We start from the raw sequence: 20,055 nt of genomic DNA, 5'->3' as shown, positions 1-20,055 counted from the left end.
GTGGCAAGGTTTTTTTTATGCCTGTTCAAAACGTATTCAACGAATAGTTGCTCTATCAACTCATTCAATGTTTGAACAAAGCATCAATTCCACTGTACTTCTGGCGGCAATAGCAACTTGCTAGGATGATAGCCAGCTGCACGGTAACCGTCTAATAATGAACTAATCGGCCGAGTATATACCTGACCCCGCCAAATAAAATGCGCGCTCGCTTGATCAAATGGCTTATCATCGAACCATAAGAACACGCCTTCCATCATCTTTGGCCAATCATTCCAATCAATCTCTACCACATCGAACATGACGGCCAAGAACGCAGATAGCAACGTGTCATGACTCACAGCGAGCATCAGATGGCCATGCTGCGGCTGATTCTGATAAAAAAGCGACAGAATATCCAAACCGCCTTGATAGGTGTTTTTAGTCCCTTCGAGATTGCCTTGCAAAAAACGATTAATAAAGTTCAGGACGCCAATTTCTTTGAACACAGGATTGGCTATTTCAGGCTCAGTGACGAGACTGCCAGGCTCAACCAACAATGATTGATGCGTAATGTCACGCCGTAGTCCTGCCCCCTCTTGCATCAGCTGCGCGGTATCGATACAACGCCCAATCGGGCTAGAAATACTATCGACGTCGAGCGAATATGGTAGATGACCTGATAACCAACGACCCCAAGACTTTGCCAGTATACGGCCTTTAGGAGTCAACGGTAGCTGATAGCTAGCAAAGCCATTACCATCAGAACGCTCGCGTAAAGAGTGCCTAGTAAATAGTATCAGCCGCTTATTTTCAGGCAATAGGCTAACGGAGGAAATCATACTATCTGGTAGGTGCGAAGGTGCAGGCGCGCTTGGGGTGTGACTCGCAAGCTTGTCAGCAGATATTTTGGACAGGGTGTTATTTAGATATTTACTCATGATAGCAAGCCTAGCAGATTTCTTATCAGGAATGAACCACAGACAAATCTAGTTGCAATATATCTTATAAATACTATGTACTCTTTCAGAAAAACGCTTTATTCAAAAGAATCTATGTCTAGAATAAATCGAGATTTGCCAGATATTTACACACGGTCCTAGCCAATATCAATGACTTTGTCCCACGCGAACTCTAGTGCGGTACTACTGACCTCATTAGGATAGGCTCGTGGATTGACAATCACTCGCGTATTACCAATTTTATAATCAAATGCTTCATGAGTATGTCCGTGTACCCATAGCATCGGCGCCCAATCCTCGTGCATCCATCCTGACAGATCACTGACGAAAGCCGCATTACTCGGTAGATTGGCATATTTTTCAGACACCGATAACGCACTGACGCTGTGATGACTCATGACTACTGTTTTTTTACCTAGTTCATGAGATTCCATCAAAGCTTGCTGTAGCCACTGACGATGCTTGGCATGAATCTGCATAGATACTTCAGGTGAAAACAATTCGTTGCCTGCATAGATTTGCTTATAGTCACGCATAAAATGACGAGCAGCGGCCATGGTGTCTTCGTTAGCATGATACTGATAGTCTGTCCAAAGCGTACAACCTAAAAGGCGTATATCACCGATATCGATATGCTGGCATTGTAATACGCGAACCCCTTTTTTAGACGCAGTATCATAGTTATCCCAAGTTGCCAGTTTATGGTCAAAGTTCAAGACATCTTCATCAAAGTATTCATGATTACCAGCGATAGTAATCAGGGGAATTTCTAAGCGCGCCGCTTGTTCTTGCAACCACGGCATACCTTTGTCGCTATTAGCAGTATCCCCTGCTACCAGCACTATATCTGCATCAGTTTTGGGAATATGTCCAACGGGGTGCGATTGACGTGCATAACTATCAATATGTAAGTCACTCAATATCTGTAATTTCATATTATCCAACATCACTTAGTGGCGTTATTATTAAAAATCTAATTAGCGATAAACGCTCATAGCAGTACTACTGATCTTTAGCTACATGAGCGTTGTCAATATAGTTATTATATTTTAGAAAGGTTGTAAGAATAAATTTAAGTAGTGTAGCAGCTTTTCCTTGACCATCAAAAAGTAAAAAGACAGCCATTTAGGCTGTCTTTTTTTCTTAACATCTATTCAAACTTAAATACTTTGAAGTATTGTCTGTAGTTTAGCAGCAGGGTCTGAGGCTTGAGTGATCGAACGACCAATGACTAAATAATCGGAACCGTCTATTAGCGCCTGACTTGGTGTACAGATACGTTTTTGATCATCCGCATTGTCTTCAGCTAGGCGTATGCCAGGCGTTACCAGTTTAAAATCCTGACCACATAATGCTTTAAGTGCCTTTGCTTCTTGAGCCGAGCAAACTACCCCATCTAGACCAGCTTGCTTAGTCAGTTGTGCTAGTCGGCTTACTTGGGTATCTAAGCTATCAGTGATGCCTGTTTGCATCAACGCTTCACTATCCATAGAGGTTAATACAGTAACTGCAATAAGTAAGGTATCGAGATCTCTATCTAGCAAGCGCTGTTTTGCCAACGACATGGCCTCTAGACCTGCGCTAGCATGGACATTCACCATCCATACACCAAGTTCAGCGGCAGCCAATACTGCTTGAGCAGTGGTATTCGGAATATCATGAAATTTCAAGTCTAAGAACACTTCAAAATCACGTTGATGTAATGCCTTGATGATATCAGGACCACAACGCGTAAACAGCTCTTTACCGACTTTCAATCGACATTGGGATGGATCTAACTGGTCAGCTAACGCTAAAGAAGCCTTTACCGTCATATTGTCTAGAGCGACGACAACTGGAGAGTTAATTACTTTATTCATGGTTTTACCATATATTTTGAAGTTATCAAAGTATTGTATTTGAGGTCAGTACTGCGATCGTTGAACTGTCACTTAGCAGAGCACCTAAAAGATTACCTAAAGACTTAATCTCGTCTACGCTTAGATAGAGTAGAGCCTTCAGTTAGGCTAGTTGCATCGGTATTGTGCACGTTAGTAGCAGAAGCACCATAAACAGCTTCATCTACTGTTGGCGCGCTTGCTTGACGATCGATAACTGTATTGGCTTGAGTCAATTGCTCTTGCAGGTTTGCGTTTGCTTTTTGCAGACGTGAGATTTCCCACTTATTCTGTAGCACACGAAAGATAAGTAATGCCAGTAAAATACCAATAACAATACCTAGCATCAAACACAAAATAAGTAGCAACCCTAGATTCATCGTAGGTGCTTGTGAAAACAGTAGGTTGACTCCGACCTCAGTATTATTTGCCAATACCAAACCAAGTGAATAGGCAAAGCTCAAGAATAGCAATACAAATAGTAGAAAGCGCATGAGACAGTTACCTCAGTTTGGAATGATAAATTTTGACGGTTAGATAGCCAGTGCTGGTTTAATTAACCGTTTGCTACCGTATCGTTTACTGCTTCGCGTAGAGCCTTACCTGGCTTAAAATGTGGAATCGCTTTAGCTGGTACAGGTACGCTTTCGCCTGTCTTAGGATTGCGTCCCATACGGGCACGGCGATGATGTAGACAAAAACTACCGAATCCGCGAACTTCGACTCGGCCATCATTGGCTAAAGTATGGGTCATCAAGTTTAAGATTTCACGCACTGCGTCATCAACCACGGTATCTGCCATGTTGTCACAGTTTGCACTCAAATTACTAATAAATTCGGATTTGTTAATCGCTTGCTGCATTATTACGCTTGCCTTGTTGATTGATGGATAAGCTGATGATAAGTCAACGCTCTATAGTACGTAATTGCGTTTGTATAATTAAACTATATATACTGAATCTTTGAAAACTAACATTCAGAATCATATTATGACTATAAAAAGATTATAACTATCATCTCGTTACTCAATGGTGCAAATGATAGCGGATATTAGCGTAAATGGGAATAAGAGTTTGCCCATTTGGCTAAAAACCTCTATTACTAACTGTGTTAATAAAATCTAATCATAAAAAAAAGCGACCGAAGTCGCTTTTTTTATATCACTTTTATATTAATAATTTGCAGCTTACTGCATTTGCTCTTTGATCAAATCACCAATAGTTTTTGGCTGTGCATCAGAACCTGGAGCAGCAGTAGTGTTCGTGCTACCAAGATCTTTAATCGCTTGACGCTCTTCAGCTTCGTCTTTCGCTTTGATAGACAAGTTGATGTTGCGTGTTTTACGATCAACACTGATGATTTTCGCTTCAACGTCATCACCAACAGTCAGATGCTTAGTTGCATCTTCAACGCGGTCACGTTGGATTTCAGAAGCACGTAGATAAGCTTCAACTTCGTCAGCAAGTTCGATAGTAGCGCCTTTAGCATCTACTTCTTTTACTTTACCATTAACGATAGCACCACGGTCATTGTTGACTAGGTATTCGTTGAATGGATCAGAGCTTAACTGCTTAACGCCTAGGCTGATACGGTTAGCTTCTGCATCTACAGACAATACCATTGCTTCAACGGTGTCGCCTTTGTTGTAGTTACGAATAGCATCTTCGCCAGTTTCGTTCCAAGAGATATCAGATAGATGAACAAGACCATCAATACCACCGTCTAGACCGATAAAGATACCGAAGTCAGTGATTGATTTGATAGTACCAGTGATTTTATCACCGCGCTCATGTTTCTTATCAAACTCATCCCATGGGTTAGCTAGAGTTTGTTTGATACCTAGGCTAATACGACGACGTTCTTCATCGATATCAAGAATCATTACTTCAACTTCATCGCCCACTTGAACCACTTTAGATGGGTGGATGTTTTTGTTGGTATGATCCATTTCTGATACGTGTACTAGACCTTCAATACCTTCAGAAATCTCAGCGAAACAACCATAGTCAGTCAAGTTGGTTACGCGAGCTTTTACAACACTACCTACTGGGTAAGTGCCGCCAACGTTATCCCAAGGATCAGTACCAAGTTGTTTTAGACCTAGGCTAACGCGGTTGCGTTCACGGTCAAACTTCAATACTTTAACTTTTAGGTCTTGGCCAACTTCAACAACTTCAGATGGGTGCTTGATACGGCGCCATGCCATGTCAGTGATGTGCAATAGACCATCGATACCACCTAGATCAACGAACGCGCCGTAATCAGTAAGGTTCTTAACGATACCTTCGATCTCGATGCCTTCTTCAAGCTTGTTCAATAGCTCTTCGCGCTCAGCTGAGTTTTCAGCTTCCATAACTGCACGACGGCTAACAACAACGTTGTTGCGCTTCTGGTCAAGTTTGATGACTTTGAATTCTAGCTCTTTGCCTTCAAGATGCGTTGTATCACGGATAGGACGTACATCTACCAATGAACCTGGTAAGAACGCGCGTACTGAACCGATATCTACAGTGAAACCGCCTTTAACTTTGCTTGAGATAATACCTTTAACGATTTCATCGTTATCAGCGATTTTTTCAAGGAAGTTCCAAGTTTCAACACGTTTAGCTTTCTCACGTGACAGCAAGGTTTGACCCATGCCGTTATCAACCGCTTCAACTACGACATCAACGCTATCGCCAACTTCAACTTCAAGTTCGCCTTCTTCGCTTAAAAACTCTTCACGAGCGACGATACCTTCAGATTTAAGACCAGTATCTACTGTGATCCAATCGCTATCGATGGCCACAACAGCACCTGTAATAACCGAGCCACGCTCGATATCTAGGCCCTGCTCTTCAATGCTCGCTTCAAATAGTTCAGCAAATGATTCCATTATGTCTACCTTTGTATAGCCGTATCCTGTCCAGCACAGTACGGATCAAATTTATGATTGTATAGAACGAAATACTGGTTTTATATCCCATACAATCATATAAAAAAACGTTTGTTGATAGCGAGCTCATTATAATTAAAACTGACTAACAACAACTGTCTTATATCGAATGCAATATCTTGAATAAACTAAGTTTTTCTTATGGCTTCAATAAAATTTAACTTAACCGTATTATTTTATACTAAAACAATGATTAATAGGAAACTTTTTAGTACTTAATATGTTGTTTTTACTAGCTATTAAATGACTAGCTAGTGAAAAAAACACCTTTATCTTGGCAATGCTTCTTAACCTGCTCATATACTGCATCAGCATTAAGCGCTGAGCTATCAAGTAATAATGCATCTGCCGCAGGCTTCGATGGCGCTGTACTGCGATTTTCATCACGATCATCACGCTCTTTTATCGTCGCTAAAATCGCCTCAAAATCTGCTGTTTGACCAGCATTCAATAACTGAATCACACGGCGCTCTGCACGTGCTTCAGCACTGGCCGTCAAAAACACCTTAACATCAGCATCTGGGAAAACAACCGTACCCATATCGCGACCATCAGCAACCAAACCTGAACGAGTGGCCATATCTTGTTGTAGCTTGAGCAATGCTTGACGAACTTGTGGAAAGACAGCTATCTGTGATGCATAGCCTCCGACCGTTTCATTGCGTACTTGCTCACCTACTGCTTGTCCATTAACAATGATATCTACACGTCCTGAGTCATTGTTTGGTACAAACGCTATCTCTAAGCTTTCAGTCAATGCTAATACAGCATTTTCATCAATTGGTTGGCTAGTATCTGCGCTGATCAAACCCGCTTCAAAGGCTTTTAGCCCAACAATTCTATAAAGCGCACCAGAGTCTAACAACTGATAGCCTAACACTTGTGCTAGACGCCATGTGACCGTACCTTTACCAGCGCCACTGGGACCATCGATACAAATAACAGGGTAGCGCACTGATGAGGTATGGCTATCCTCTGTATTGAGTAAAACATTATCAGGTGTAGAACTAGTCATAATACTTACTCAATAATATGCGTTACTTATATCGCTTATCGTATGTCATTAATAAAACAATATTTATTCGTATGTTAAGTCTTTAATAGCCCATTGAAATGGGTGCTATCAAATAGGGCAATATTATAGCAAAAAATCATCGTGACCACTAGCACCAAGACTGATATCTTGTTTATTAGTATTTTGAGTTTACATAGTGGCCTTATTCTTTTTCGCCGCTTGCCTACGCTCACGAAAAAATGTCTTAAGTATTTGACTACTATGCTCGCTGCATAATCCACTATAGGCTTGAATACTGTGATTATAGAAAGGTTGTAATGATAAGTCCATTTGACTACCAACCATCCCAGCACGCGGTTCACTCGCTGCGTACACCAGCTTGTTTACACGCGCATGAATTAATGCACCAATACACATTGTACACGGCTCCAGAGTGACATATAAAGTAGTCTGTAGCGGCAGTCGATAGTTTTCTAAACGCGTACAAGCATCTCTCAATGCAACTATCTCTGCATGAGCAGTAGCATCATGGCTACTAATGGGTTGATTAAACCCTTGGCCAATAATCTGCTGATCATGTACCAATACCGCACCTACCGGCACCTCTCCTCGTTCAGCACCTTGCTTAGCAAGTTGGATTGCTTGTTGCATCCATTTAATATCTTCAGCTAACCAAAAAGTGCTGGCCTGCATATTTAAAGGTTGATACGGCATTAAGCTTATATTCTGTATATTTTGCATTTATTGTGGTAATTGCCAGTCAATTGGAGTTTGGCCATACTGCACCAAGTAATCATTTGTTTTAGAAAAAGGTTTAGTGCCAAAGAAGCCACCACGGTTTGCCGCAAGTGGTGACGGATGTACCGCTGTCAGAATCAAATGCTTATCCGTATCGATATACTTGCCTTTCTTCTGGGCTTTACTACCCCACAAAATAAATACGGTATGCTTTGTCTGTTCATTGACTGCATCGATGACAGCATCAGTAAACTGCTCCCAGCCTTTATTTTGATGACTGTTTGGCTCGCCTTCTCGCACAGTTAGTGAGCTATTAAGCAGTAGAACGCCTTGCTGCGCCCAGTATGTCAAATCGCCATGTGCTGAAGGGCGAATACCAATGTCATCTGCCATTTCTTTAAGCAAGTTATTTAACGATGGTGGCTTTGGAATGGCTTTAGGAACAGAAAATGATAACCCCATAGCCTGACCTGGACGATGGTAAGGATCTTGGCCCAAGATTACCACTTTGACTTGTGACAAAGGCGTGAGGTTAAGCGCATTGAACATCAATGGTGCAGGCGGATAGATACTATCATCCGACTGATAGGCTTCCTTTAAAAATGCGCGTAGATTATCCATATTCTCAGACGTTAATTCATCTGCTAATGCTGTTTTCCAATCCTCTGGTAAACGGACATTGTCTAAAATCGCTTGTTTTTGTTCTGGAGTCTTGGTTGTCGATTCATCAAACAGTTCCATAGTGTGTCCTTTTTGTACTTGTTATCTTGTTATAAGTTCAATAAATTTATTAAAGCTAGTTTACTGTAAATAATCATACTAACAAAAAATGGTGTACGCTTTGTTGATGAATTATAGCAATAAAAAAACGGCTACCGCAGTAATACGGTAGCCGTTTTTATGATGTCAATATTAAATAACTTAACTGGCTAAAGACTCAGAATCAGGATGCGGTTCATGAGTTTCAACGACTGTCAGAATAATACGACTATCAGCTGAGCCTTTGTCTGATACCTTATCAAGCTTCATCGTATCACTCTCTTGAGAATCATCAACTTTAGGCTCTAAGGTCAGATGCACGACACCGCCATTAACCAAATCTCCAAACAAAATCATACTTGCCAATGGTTTTTTGATTTCATCTTGAATCAGACGTTGCATCGGACGTGCACCCATTAGACGGTCATAGCCTTTATCCGCCAAGTAGTCACGTACATCATCATCAATCTCTAATGTCACTTGTTTATCATCAAGCTGTACTTGCAATTCCACCAAGAACTTATCGACAACCGATACAACAACTGACGTATCTAGAGGGTTGAACTGAATGATAGCGTCTAAGCGATTACGGAACTCTGGCGTAAAGACACGTTTCAGCGACTCTGTGTTGTCACGACTATGGTCTTGTTGAGTAAAGCCCATTGACGAGCGACTGATACTATCAGCACCAACGTTCGTTGTCATAATAACGATGACTTGCTTAAAGATAGCAACACGACCATTGTTATCGGTCAACGTACCATGATCCATCACTTGTAGTAACAAGTTGAACACATCTGGATGCGCCTTTTCAATCTCATCAAGCAACAACACGCAATGTGGATGCTGATTGATTTTTTCGGTGAGTAAACCGCCTTGATCATAGCCAACATAACCTGGAGGCGCACCGATCAAGCGTGATGCCGTGTGCGCTTCCATATACTCTGACATATCAAAGCGTACTAATTCTACACCTAACAGGTTCGCTAACTGACGCGATACTTCTGTTTTACCCACACCAGTTGGTCCTGCAAACATAAATGAACCGATTGGCTTATCAGGTGCTTTTAATCCTGCACGTGATAGTTTGATAGCATCAGCCAACGTAGCAATCGCCTCATCTTGACCAAACACCAAGTGCTTAAGGTCTCGATCTAGGTGCTCAAGGATACTCTTGTCATCACTCGATACAGATTTAGGTGGAATACGTGCCAGTTTAGCAATGATAGCTTCGATATCAGCTACATCGATCTTCATCGGTGGCTTTCGACCTTTTGATAATTTCACACCATCTGCTGATTTAGCACTATCGCTCGCTTTCGCAGTCGCTGCCTCATCCTGCATTTCATTATCTGTATCACCATCGATACCTTCGATATCAGCATCAATCTGCGCATCAAAATCTTGCTCTAAATCAGCAATGAAACTTTCTTCCGCTTCGATATCATCGACATCAGGCACCACACCTAAGCGCTTATACGCACCTGCTTCGTCAATTACGTCAATAGCTTTGTCAGGTAAAAAACGCTCATGAATATGTTTGGCTGATAATTGTACCGCTGTGACCAACGCTTCATCCGTATACTCAACATTATGGAATTCTTCATAACGAGGTTTTAGACCACGCAGGATATCAATGGTGTCATCCACACTTGGTTCTTTAACATCGATTTTTTGGAAACGACGTGACAATGCATGGTCTTTTTCGAATACTTGGCGATATTCAGTAAAGGTTGTTGAACCGATACAACGTAGCTCACCGTTAGCAAGCGCTGGCTTGATAAGGTTCGATACGTCCATGTTGCTGCTCATAGATGAACCAGCACCAATAATCATATGAATTTCATCAATAAAAAGAATAGCATTTGATTTTTTCTTTAGTGCATCAAGCAATGACTTCATGCGTTTTTCAAAGTCACCGCGATACTTAGTTCCCGCAATCAATGAACCGATATCAAGGCTATAAATCACGCAACCGTTAAGGGGCTTTGGTGCTTTATCATTAATAATTAACCATGCTAAACCTTCAGCAATAGAGGTTTTGCCTACACCAGGCTCACCTACTAGCAATGGGTTATTTTTACGACGACGGCACAGTACTTGGGCAGCACGTTCAATCTCAGAGGCACGGCCAATCAAAGGATCTGTTTTACCTTCAGCAGCTCGCTGGTTTAGATTGGTCGCAAATTCAACTAAGGGATCTTTACTGGTCTTTTCAGAGGCACTACGGCGCTCAGTACCTGCAGAACCACGTGATTCAGATGGCTCTTCTTTATCTTGACCATGTGACAAATACTGGGTTAGCTCAAGGCGACTGATGCCTTGTTTTTTAAGCAGGTAGACAGCATAGGTATCATGCTCTGAAAACATAGAGACCAAAATATCAGAGCCTTCTACCAAACGACCACCACCGATCGATTGCACGTGAAAAATAGCACGCTGCAAGATACGATCAAAGCTTTGAGTCGGCTGCGGTGACTGTTCTGTATCAGCATCGATGGTTGGCGTATGTTTGTTAATATAAATCTCAAGCTCAGTACGCAACGCCGAGACATTAGCATTACAAGCAGTCAACGTATTGGCAGCATGAGTGTTTTCTAATAAGGCCAAAAGCAGGTGTTCAACAGTGAGATACTCATGCGATTTTTGGCGCGCAAGCGTCATTGCTAAACGTAGAGAAACTTCAAGATGACGACTTAACATAACAACTTCCTACGGTTATATCTATCTTTATAATTGATAGTTTTATGAATGAGTTAGTAAGTAAATCAGGGCGGTAGATGAATTGTTCAAGGGCTATATTCGTATTATTAGAAGTCATGAATAAATGAGGTGAGCGATAGACTATTGATTAAATACTATAATCTCGCTATCAGCCAACAGTAACCACAACTATCCATGGCCGCTTTTCTTTATATCAACACGATACTTCGACGGAGTCAATCTATTAACACAGACTAAAATGTATCAAAGCGTGCTACAAGTTAGTAGCGACAACCTTAATAACAAATATTAAATATTGAAAACTGATTAGATAGAAAGAGAGATTGATAGTTGAGAGTCTAGTGATGACGTGGTTTTAGCAGGTTTAACTGAGATACTTAGTCTAAAACTATTGAACGGCTGTTTTAATAGATAGGGTTGTTTGCTATAAAAATCAAGACTCTATGGATAATAAAACTATTTTAAGAAGCAAAGTTCATATATAAGAGGGGTGACTGAAAAGTCGGAAAAGCTCACTATAAAAGTGAGCTTTGATATGGATTGCTTAGGAATAGAGAACAGTAGGTAAAGCTTTAATAGAGCCATATATCAGTATAAAAAATTAATAAACTGCTCTACTCGCCTTGATGTGGTTCGATTTGGGTCAATAACGGATAACCTTCACGATGCGCCAGACTATTTACTTTTTTGGCCTTAGTCTCGGCGATATCTTTGGGATAAATGCCAGCAATGCCTTTACTGCTATTATGAATAGTCAGCATAATCTCGACCGCAGAATCCATACTATGACGAAATTCTGACTGCAATATATATACAACAAACTCCATCGGCGTGTAGTTGTCATTATACATAACAACCGCATACATAGGCGGTTTGGCTACTTCAGGCTCTGCGACCAATACATCTGCTTGCGGTGACGTTTCACCATCGGTATCACCGTCTTGTGCACGATGAGCAGGCATATTGGGAAAGTGCCAATCAGCAACCGTTGGCGTGGCTTGTGATATCATTTTTTTCATCATAATCAAAATATAATTATAAGGTAAGTTTAAGATAGAAGGGGTTGTTAAGGCAGGCGATAAGGCATGGTATAAAGCACAACCACTAATTAAGGTCATTGTGCTTTGATTTCAACCACAGCATCGTCACTGAGTATTTCATTAAGACATGAGGTAATTAAGGTACGATAGGACTTTCATCAACTTCTGGTAAATCTAGGAGCGATGGTAGCATGTTATCCACACTATCACCGAGCTTCCAGTCATACAATTGCTCTACTTTCTGACCACCAGCTTGCAAAGTCAGTTTTGCTTGCAATGGTCTAAAGCCTGATGGCATTACAAAGCGACCACGTATCCGAACGATACCTTCGATCATATGGTATGCAGGATCAAGTGGTACTTCTACAAGGTCATCATTGTTAAGTAGCGTCAATACAGGCCTTAAGCGTTTGGCTTGACCGTCGCTACTGAGCATCCCAATATCAAAACCATACTCAAAAGCATTTTCAGGTAATGGCGAAATTTTGGCACCTAATACCTGTAAAGGCATACCACCTTTCTTACGGATAACATCTGAATATAGCTCATTGAGCTGCGATACTTGCTTATTTTCTACTGTTAATTCTTGCTGGCTCTCACGCAGTTCTTTTAAATTAGCCAAACTGATGGCCAGTTCTTGTTTGGCAGTTGCCGCTTGATTAGTAGCTATCTTATTGCTCAGGCGCAAATCTTCTAGCGCTTGTGTCGCTTCAGTGCTATCGATGATTGCTTGCTTGGCTTCTGTTTCCATCGAATGAAGGCCTCGTTGGTAGCCAAGCTTATGACCGAATACCAGTCCAACCACCGCTGTCACTAATACGGCTACAACAAACAGTGCCAATACCAATGTAGAAGCACCGCGTTGTGAGCTAGCAATACCACTTATCGGGACATTATTATTTCTAAAGGAATGCTGTTTGCGCTCCAAGCTAGGTATAACCGAGTCTTTGCACGATAGACGTGCTGGCTGTGAGCAAAAGCGTAGTACGAGCTGAGAACGCATTTAGACAGTATCTCTTAAGGGTAAGGGCAAGTCATTATAGCCGAATTTATAATCAATACCTAGCACCGTAAATGTGAATGATTGGAATATGAAGTCGTTGATATTAAGGAACAATCGGTGCAAAGTTCAGTCCCATTGACTCATCAAAACCGAACATCACATTCAGGTTTTGCACAGCCTGCCCAGCAGCACCTTTGACTAAGTTATCTTGAACAACAATAACTGTTAGCTCAGCACGCTCATTATCCTGATGTACGGCAATACGTAGACGGTTACTAGCGCGAACACTACGCGTATCGGGATAAAGCCCCTTTGGCATGACATCAACAAACAACTCTGACGCATAGCTACTTTCAAACGCTTGCTGCCAATCGATAGCCGCACCTGCGTCAGTCAACTCCATATGAATAGAGCTTAGCATGCCACGAATCATCGGTACTAAATGCGGCAAAAAGCGAATACGGTGCGCGAACTGACTGTCTAATAACTGTGCAACACCCTGCTCAATCTCTGGTAAATGACGATGGCCTTCGACGCTATAAGCCTTAAAGCTATCTGTTGTCTCAGCATAGTTAAGTGCAAGTGATGCTTGACGACCTGCACCAGACACGCCAGATTTTGCATCGATAACGATACGAGACTCAATCAAACGCTCTGCTTGCTTATTCTGAGCTTCGATAATTGGTTTTAGACCCAAAATCGCAGTGGTTGGATAACAGCCTGGGTTGCCTACTAGTAACGCATTCGCAAGCTTGTCGCGATTGATTTCTGGTAAGCCGTAGACTGCTGTTTTCAACAGCTCAGGACAAGCATGTGACTGCTTGTACCAGTGCTCAAAGTCAGTCAGTGACTGCAAACGAAAATCAGCAGCCAAATCGATGACCTTGACGCCAGCTTGGGTAAGCGCTTCAGCTTGCTTCATTGCCACACCATGCGGAGTCGCAAAAAATACAACATCACATTTTTGCAATGCAGCAAGCGTATTATCACCCAAGTCGCTAAAAACGATGTCAGACACACCGCGTAAGCTTGGAAAGATTTCATCAGCACGAGTGCCAGCTTCGCTACGAGAAGTTAATAAATCAATAGAAACCTCAGGATGAGCAGATAATAAGCGAATGAGCTCAATACCCGTATAGCCTGTGCCACCGACGATCGCTGCTGAAATCATAAAACACCCTTTTCTTGGTAAATACTAAATATGCACTGATAGATTCTATGTTTGCCTGTAATGCGTGTAATTCTACAAATACAGAACAAATACAGAATCACTCTCTAAATATTCTGACTCTTAAATTTTATAGTCGTGTACTGCATCTACAAACACTTTGGCGTTGTCAGGGTTGACCCATTGGGTGATACCATGACCTAAGTTTGCTATGTAACCAGTCTTTTCACCGTCGGCGTAAGCACGGTCAAGCATGGCGTTCACTTCAGAACGAATTGTCGCAGGCGAACCGTATAACGTCGCTGGATCTAAGTTACCTTGGATAGCTTTGCTGCTTTGCAATTTTTTATGCTTCTTGGTCAACTGACGCTGACTTTCAGTCAACACTTGACGCGCACGATCAATCGGCATCGTCCAATCTAAACCTAACACGTCCGCTTCGCTGTCAGCCTGAATATCAAGCCATAACCCACCACCTTTAGTGAATAGCACTACAGGTACTTGTGGATGACGTTCTTTTAGTTCAGCGACAATACGCTTATTGTAAATGTGTGAAAATTCGATAAATTGACGATGGCCTAACGCCCCGCCCCAACTATCAAATATCTGAACAATTTGAGCGCCAGCGACGATTTGGGCATCTAAATAGTCAATAACTGACGTCGCAAGCTTGTCCAATAACTGATGTAAAAAATCAGGGTTACTATACAAGAAGCTTTTGGTATAACGATAATCTTTCGAGCTACCGCCCTCTATCATATAAGTAGCCAACGTCCACGGACTGCCAGAAAAACCAAACAATGGCACTTGACCATTTAGCGCTTTGCGAATGCTGGTTACAGCACGCATTACATAATCTAGAGAGTCGTTTGGCTCGAGCACTGGCAATCTATCAAGATCAGCCTGTTCGCGGATAGGATGTTTGAACTTAGGGCCTTCACCCGTTTCGAAATACAAGCCTAGTCCCATCGCATCAGGGATAGTTAGAATATCACTAAACAAAATAGCAGCATCTAAATCATAACGACGCAATGGCTGTAGAGTTACTTCAGTAGCACGGTCTGTATCTTTGCACAGACTCATAAAGTCACCCGCTTCAGCACGAGTGGCCTTATATTCTGGCAGATAACGACCGGCTTGGCGCATCATCCATACCGGTGTGGTATCAATGGGCTCAAAACGTAATGCACGTAGCAATCTATCATTTTTTAAAGGTGCAAACTGTTGTTGAACCGAGTTACTACCGTCTGAAGCACTCATGTACAAATCTCCAAAACAGCACAATATCCATTTATAAATATGGATATTGTGCTGGATAAAATAAGTTGAATAAAAAAGGTTATATAAAAGTGCTATACAGTTAATGCAAGATTGTCGCGATGTACCATGACAACACGTTCTTCGCTACTGCCAAAGATCTTATCGAACTGTTCGGTACGCTCACGAGCGACGCGGCGCGCATCATTCGATGAGAAATTTACCTGCCCGACGGCTATACGTTCGCCTGTATCTTGATGGATAATTTCTACCACATCACCTTCATCAAAACCGCCCTGCACTTCTACAACGCCCACTGGCAATAAACTTCTATTGTGCTCAGTCAGTGCTCTTGCAGCACCTGCATCAACGACCAAGCTACCTGACATACGTAGATGCGCAGCTAGCCACTGTTTACGCGCGATGATTTTATCTTCGTCATTAGTCGTCAGCAATGTACCTACCGCTTCGCCTGAAACCACACGGGTGATAACGTCATCGATAGCACCGCTAACGATAACAGTAGGACAGCCACCCATTGCAGCCAGACGTCCAGCGCGGATTTTGGTCAACATACCACCGCGTCCAAGCTTACCGCCATCTCCTGCAATATCAAATAAATAATCAGCCATTGCACGTTCTTGGCGAATCATCTTGGCATCAGGATTATCACGTGGGTTATCAGTGAAGACACCTTCTTGATCAGTTAAGATAATGTACAAATCAGCATTAACCATTGCGGCTGCCATCGCACCCAAGGTATCGTTATCGCCAAATTTAATTTCATCAATCGTGATGGTATCGTTTTCGTTGATAACAGGTAGTACGCGCCACTCTAATAACTGTGTCAGCGCACCAGTGGTATTAAGATAACGGCTACGATTAGACAAATCATCGTGAGTTAGCAGTAGCTGCGAGCTTTGAATGCCATGCTGAATCAAAGCTGACCACCATGTTTCAATCAAGCCCATTTGACCAATAGAAGCACAGGCTTGTAGTGCTGCTAGTTTCTTAGGACGTTCCTCAAGGTTCATACGTACCACACCTTCAGCAACAGCACCTGATGATACCAGCAGTACCTCAACGCCTTTTTTGTGCAGCTTAGCAATTTGCTTTGCCCACTCATATATGGCAGTACGATCCAGCCCTCGACCGTTATTGGTTAATAATGATGAACCAATTTTGACAATAACGCGCTGAATATCAAAGTTGCGAGTTTGCTTAACAAATCTTGCTTCTTCCATCGTGTTTGCTATGTCATCTGCCATATAAACTCCTTTTTTTCATATAAATTGATTGTAGGGATTAAATTCACAATTCAAGTATAACTGCTCAAGCATACTAGCTTAAGGAACGTACATTACCTCAACGCCATCGTCATCATCGTCGTCAAAATCAGACGCATCCAAGCCTTCACGTGCTGCTTTGCGAGCCGCACGATATGCTTCACGCTGTGCTTCAGTGTTAAGACGTACTTCAGCTTCTAGACGCTCAAAACGTTCTTTTTGTGCTTCAGCGAAGATAGGATCTTCTAGTTCACGCTCACGCTCAAGTTCGATATCATTCATCAAATGATATTTGACCGCATCAACGCCTTCACCAGTTAGCGTTGCGGTACGGAAGACCATACCAGTCCAACCAAGCTCTGCGACGATATGAGTACAAAGCGCATTCAAGTCTTCATCATTGACCTGATCAATTTTGTTTAATACCAAAATCTGCGGCAAGTTGGCCAATTCAGGAGAAAAACGCTCAAGCTCGTTTAAGATAACGCGAGCATTCTCGACTGGGTCGCTGCCATCAACAGGCTTGACATCAACTAAGTGTAGCAGACGACGCGTACGTGCAACATGTTTTAAGAAGCGAATACCAAGTCCTGCGCCTTCTGATGCGCCTTCAATAAGACCAGGAATATCTGCCATCACAAATGAGCGATGACGACCAATATCGACCACACCCAAGTTTGGTACTAGGGTGGTAAACGGATAATCAGCCACTTTTGGTCTAGCAGCAGAGACTTGACGGATAAAGGTCGACTTACCAGCGTTAGGCAAACCAATCAAACCAACATCAGCCACTACTTTTAGCTCAAACTTAAGAACTTTTAGCTCGCCTTCAAAACCTGACGTCGCTTTACGCGGTGCTTGGTTGGTCGAGCTTTTGAAATGGGTATTACCCAGACCACCATCACCACCTTTGGCAATCAGTAGTGTCTGGCCAATCTCAATCAAATCACCCAATACTTCGTCTGTTTCGGTATCAACTACCGTCGTACCAACCGGTACTGGTAAATAAAGATCATCAGACCCTTTACCTGAACAGTTTCTACTATGGCCGTTCTCAGCACGCATGGCGTCATGACGACGCGTATAACGATAGTCGACTAGGGTGTTGGTATTGTCTTCTGCAATGACATATACATCTCCGCCCTTGCCGCCATCACCACCATCAGGTCCACCACGTGGGACATACTTCTCTCGGCGAAAACTGGCGATTCCGTTACCACCGTCACCTGCTTTTACCGTTACGACGGCTTCATCAATAAATCGCATCTTACGTTCCTTAATTCACAATCCAGTCTATAAACTGGTGACAACCAACGGTTGTATTTTGGGGTTTTGCTATGTTGTTGCGTCAAAATATACACTGTATAAAGTCTACTTTTACTTAGTGCCCATTATGACAATAACACCCGATAATCAATCGGACTATCGGGTGTTTAAGTATGACAGTTAAAGTCCTACCAAGCTATTTAAAGTAGCATCTACTACAGCGCCATTCTTATGACACTATAGCGCTACTATACTTGGTATGACGTTATTGCTCTACTGTATTTAGTAATCTATGCTGGAATCTGAGCGTAGCTGATTCCGGCCATTTGCGTCGCCAAACGCAATACCTGAGTACTATAACCTACTTCATTGTCATACCAAACATATACGATAGCTTGGTTGTCAGTCAAAATAGTAGCTTGAGCATCGATAATACCAACATGAGTCGTACCAACGAAATCCGTTGATACCGCTTCTGTAGAATCTGTATAAGCAATCTGCGACTGCCAAGTGCTGCTGTTAGCCATTTTGCGCAAGAACTCATTTAACGCATCAGCACTTGCTGGAGCAGTTTTTAGATTCACGTTCAAGATTGCTAGGCTGACGTTTGGTGTTGGTACACGAATAGCGTTACCCGTTAGCTTACCGTTTAGTTCTGGCAATGCTTTACCAACGGCTTTTGCAGCACCAGTACTAGTAATAACCATGTTCATCACCGCACTACGACCACGGCGGTCTGCTTTATGATAGTTATCAACCAAGTTCTGATCATTGGTAAATGAGTGAATAGTCTCTACATGACCATTTACAATACCGTACTCATCATTCAATACATTCAGCGTTGGCGTAATCGCATTGGTCGTACAGCTAGCAGCACTAACGATCGTATCATCACCAACGGTATCATTGTTCACGCCATAAACGACGTTTTTGATATCGCCGCCAGCAGGTGCTGTCAGTAGCACTTTTTTCACGCCAGTAGACTGTAAGTGCTTACCAAGGCCCGCTTCATCTTTCCAGATACCTGTGTTATCGATAACAAGAGCATTGTCGATACCATAAGCAGTATAGTCGATTTCGCTTGGGTCTTTCGCATAGATAACTTGTACAAAACGACCGTTAACGATCATGCCGTTATTATCATCATCGATACTGATGCCGCCTAAGAATCTACCATGAATTGAGTCACGCTCAAGCAATGAGATGCGCTTAGCCAAGTCACCAGCAGCGGCTGGACGTACAACGATCGCTTTTAGTTGTAGACCTTTCGCGCTTGATGCTTGTGACAATAGCAGACGAGTCAAGATACGACCGATACGGCCAAAACCGTAAAGCACAACATCCGTCGCGCCATTTACAGCACCAGCGTTGTTGATAGACTGTAGAGCGGTTTGTAAGTCAGTTTCATTAGCAATCAATTGACCAACATCGATACGAGTGGCTTGGATATCAGTGTTTTCTGAGATAACTTTTACCATCGCTAGAGTATCAGCGATATCGATAGCCTTGGCGCCATGATCGCGTAGTGCTACTTTTTGATGTAAAGCAAGTATTTGACCAACTGAGGTAGAGTCTAGCGTTTCGCCAAACAAAGTCACTTGTACGTCTTGCTTGTTATAGAGCTTGTTTAGTAGCCCCATAAGCTCAATCGCTTGTTGCTCTTGATTGTTGTAGTTGTTCAAGTGGTCTTGATGTAATTGGCGTAAGGTATCAGCGTTGCTCACGAGAAACATCCTTATGGTCAGTAATGTATGATCAATAAAATATGAAGAAGTGTAAAATAGATAGGTCGTGTATGCTCTAAATGGCGACTCTAATATGATAATCAACCACTATCAATATGGGTTATTGACGCTAGAGTATTTGAATCGCCTAGATTTTAGCCTAAAACGCCTCATTTTGCCAGTGGTAACCGATTAGCTAGCGTGCATAATAGGTTTTACTCTCGTATATAGCTCTTATATATAGCTCTCATATACAGCTAGTAATAAAAATAAAGGCAGCTTTATATGCTGCCTTATCGAGACGTAATGAAATAATAATTGC

17 protein-coding genes are annotated in these 20,055 nt (G+C 42.2%); all 17 read right to left on the bottom strand.

Annotated features, from left to right (window positions below; genetic code table 11):
• Nucleotides 1–83: 83 nt before the first annotated feature.
• Nucleotides 84–920, bottom strand: a complete 837-nt coding sequence (locus FQV37_RS11000) for a histidine phosphatase family protein (RefSeq protein ID WP_057759202.1) — start codon at nt 918–920, stop codon at nt 84–86.
• 158 nt (nt 921–1,078) lie between these two features.
• A complete protein-coding gene (locus tag FQV37_RS10995) occupies nt 1,079–1,876 on the bottom strand; it encodes a metallophosphoesterase (RefSeq protein ID WP_240991019.1) in 798 nt (265 codons plus the stop codon).
• A gap of 225 nt (nt 1,877–2,101) precedes the next feature.
• Nucleotides 2,102–2,800, bottom strand: a complete 699-nt coding sequence (gene pyrF, locus FQV37_RS10990; protein WP_160023008.1) for an orotidine-5'-phosphate decarboxylase — start codon at nt 2,798–2,800, stop codon at nt 2,102–2,104.
• 104 nt (nt 2,801–2,904) lie between these two features.
• The gene (locus FQV37_RS10985; RefSeq protein WP_101206142.1) at nt 2,905–3,312 is read right to left on the bottom strand and encodes a lipopolysaccharide assembly protein LapA domain-containing protein; all 408 of its coding nucleotides are present in this window, start codon (nt 3,310–3,312) and stop codon (nt 2,905–2,907) included.
• A 62-nt stretch (nt 3,313–3,374) separates the two neighbouring features.
• Nucleotides 3,375–3,680 carry an integration host factor subunit beta gene (locus tag FQV37_RS10980; RefSeq protein WP_057759195.1) on the bottom strand — a complete coding sequence of 102 codons (306 nt, stop codon included), beginning with the start codon at nt 3,678–3,680 and terminating at the stop codon, nt 3,375–3,377.
• Between the two features lie 324 nt (nt 3,681–4,004).
• Entirely contained in the window at nt 4,005–5,693 is a 1,689-nt protein-coding gene (gene rpsA / locus FQV37_RS10975) for a 30S ribosomal protein S1 (RefSeq protein ID WP_057759193.1), read from the bottom strand.
• Nucleotides 5,694–6,000: 307 nt separating this feature from the next.
• Nucleotides 6,001–6,768, bottom strand: coding sequence for a (d)CMP kinase (cmk, locus tag FQV37_RS10970; protein WP_102094434.1), 768 nt, complete (start codon nt 6,766–6,768; stop codon nt 6,001–6,003).
• 189 nt (nt 6,769–6,957) lie between these two features.
• Nucleotides 6,958–7,482, bottom strand: coding sequence for a tRNA adenosine(34) deaminase TadA (tadA, locus tag FQV37_RS10965; RefSeq protein WP_240991018.1), 525 nt, complete (start codon nt 7,480–7,482; stop codon nt 6,958–6,960).
• A 27-nt stretch (nt 7,483–7,509) separates the two neighbouring features.
• Nucleotides 7,510–8,247: a uracil-DNA glycosylase gene (locus FQV37_RS10960; protein WP_160023004.1), complete on the bottom strand. Its 738-nt coding sequence runs from the start codon at nt 8,245–8,247 to the stop codon at nt 7,510–7,512.
• A 180-nt stretch (nt 8,248–8,427) separates the two neighbouring features.
• Nucleotides 8,428–10,968 carry an ATP-dependent Clp protease ATP-binding subunit ClpA gene (gene clpA / locus FQV37_RS10955; RefSeq protein WP_160023002.1) on the bottom strand — a complete coding sequence of 847 codons (2,541 nt, stop codon included), beginning with the start codon at nt 10,966–10,968 and terminating at the stop codon, nt 8,428–8,430.
• A 635-nt stretch (nt 10,969–11,603) separates the two neighbouring features.
• Entirely contained in the window at nt 11,604–11,999 is a 396-nt protein-coding gene (locus tag FQV37_RS10950; RefSeq protein WP_101206289.1) for an ATP-dependent Clp protease adaptor ClpS, read from the bottom strand.
• Nucleotides 12,000–12,165: 166 nt separating this feature from the next.
• The gene (locus tag FQV37_RS10945) at nt 12,166–13,032 is read right to left on the bottom strand and encodes a hypothetical protein (RefSeq protein ID WP_160023000.1); all 867 of its coding nucleotides are present in this window, start codon (nt 13,030–13,032) and stop codon (nt 12,166–12,168) included.
• Between the two features lie 103 nt (nt 13,033–13,135).
• Entirely contained in the window at nt 13,136–14,203 is a 1,068-nt protein-coding gene (gene argC / locus FQV37_RS10940) for an N-acetyl-gamma-glutamyl-phosphate reductase (protein WP_160022998.1), read from the bottom strand.
• A 120-nt stretch (nt 14,204–14,323) separates the two neighbouring features.
• Nucleotides 14,324–15,460: a uroporphyrinogen decarboxylase gene (gene hemE / locus FQV37_RS10935; protein WP_160022996.1), complete on the bottom strand. Its 1,137-nt coding sequence runs from the start codon at nt 15,458–15,460 to the stop codon at nt 14,324–14,326.
• Between the two features lie 92 nt (nt 15,461–15,552).
• Nucleotides 15,553–16,725 (bottom strand): glutamate 5-kinase, encoded by a 1,173-nt coding sequence (gene proB, locus FQV37_RS10930; protein ID WP_057759177.1) that lies wholly within the window; start codon nt 16,723–16,725, stop codon nt 15,553–15,555.
• Nucleotides 16,726–16,803: 78 nt separating this feature from the next.
• The gene (gene cgtA / locus FQV37_RS10925; RefSeq protein ID WP_160022994.1) at nt 16,804–18,009 is read right to left on the bottom strand and encodes an Obg family GTPase CgtA; all 1,206 of its coding nucleotides are present in this window, start codon (nt 18,007–18,009) and stop codon (nt 16,804–16,806) included.
• Nucleotides 18,010–18,299: 290 nt separating this feature from the next.
• Entirely contained in the window at nt 18,300–19,742 is a 1,443-nt protein-coding gene (locus tag FQV37_RS10920) for a glyceraldehyde-3-phosphate dehydrogenase (RefSeq protein ID WP_160022992.1), read from the bottom strand.
• Between the last annotated feature and the right edge of the window lie 313 nt (nt 19,743–20,055).

It is taken from the genome of Psychrobacter nivimaris (genome assembly GCF_009812035.1).
Lineage (GTDB): Bacteria > Pseudomonadota > Gammaproteobacteria > Pseudomonadales > Moraxellaceae > Psychrobacter > Psychrobacter nivimaris.
This window is presented reverse-complemented; position numbering and strand designations above follow the sequence as displayed.

Excerpts from the sequence above, each read along its gene's own strand:
- FQV37_RS10985 (WP_101206142.1), bottom strand. The coding sequence starts at position 3,312 with ATGCGCTTTCTACTATTTGTATTGCTATTCTTGAGCTTTGCCTATTCA.
- hemE (WP_160022996.1), bottom strand. The coding sequence starts at position 15,460 with ATGAGTGCTTCAGACGGTAGTAACTCGGTTCAACAACAGTTTGCACCT.
- FQV37_RS10980 (WP_057759195.1), bottom strand. The coding sequence starts at position 3,680 with ATGCAGCAAGCGATTAACAAATCCGAATTTATTAGTAATTTGAGTGCA.
- FQV37_RS10960 (WP_160023004.1), bottom strand. The coding sequence starts at position 8,247 with ATGGAACTGTTTGATGAATCGACAACCAAGACTCCAGAACAAAAACAA.
- FQV37_RS10995 (WP_240991019.1), bottom strand. The coding sequence starts at position 1,876 with ATGAAATTACAGATATTGAGTGACTTACATATTGATAGTTATGCACGT.
- cmk (WP_102094434.1), bottom strand. The coding sequence starts at position 6,768 with ATGACTAGTTCTACACCTGATAATGTTTTACTCAATACAGAGGATAGC.
- FQV37_RS11000 (WP_057759202.1), bottom strand. The coding sequence starts at position 920 with ATGAGTAAATATCTAAATAACACCCTGTCCAAAATATCTGCTGACAAG.
- FQV37_RS10945 (WP_160023000.1), bottom strand. The coding sequence starts at position 13,032 with ATGCGTTCTCAGCTCGTACTACGCTTTTGCTCACAGCCAGCACGTCTA.
- cgtA (WP_160022994.1), bottom strand. The coding sequence starts at position 18,009 with ATGCGATTTATTGATGAAGCCGTCGTAACGGTAAAAGCAGGTGACGGT.
- tadA (WP_240991018.1), bottom strand. The coding sequence starts at position 7,482 with ATGCCGTATCAACCTTTAAATATGCAGGCCAGCACTTTTTGGTTAGCT.
- pyrF (WP_160023008.1), bottom strand. The coding sequence starts at position 2,800 with ATGAATAAAGTAATTAACTCTCCAGTTGTCGTCGCTCTAGACAATATG.
- argC (WP_160022998.1), bottom strand. The coding sequence starts at position 14,203 with ATGATTTCAGCAGCGATCGTCGGTGGCACAGGCTATACGGGTATTGAG.
- clpA (WP_160023002.1), bottom strand. The coding sequence starts at position 10,968 with ATGTTAAGTCGTCATCTTGAAGTTTCTCTACGTTTAGCAATGACGCTT.
- FQV37_RS10950 (WP_101206289.1), bottom strand. The coding sequence starts at position 11,999 with ATGATATCACAAGCCACGCCAACGGTTGCTGATTGGCACTTTCCCAAT.
- proB (WP_057759177.1), bottom strand. The coding sequence starts at position 16,725 with ATGGCAGATGACATAGCAAACACGATGGAAGAAGCAAGATTTGTTAAG.
- FQV37_RS10920 (WP_160022992.1), bottom strand. The coding sequence starts at position 19,742 with ATGTTTCTCGTGAGCAACGCTGATACCTTACGCCAATTACATCAAGAC.
- rpsA (WP_057759193.1), bottom strand. The coding sequence starts at position 5,693 with ATGGAATCATTTGCTGAACTATTTGAAGCGAGCATTGAAGAGCAGGGC.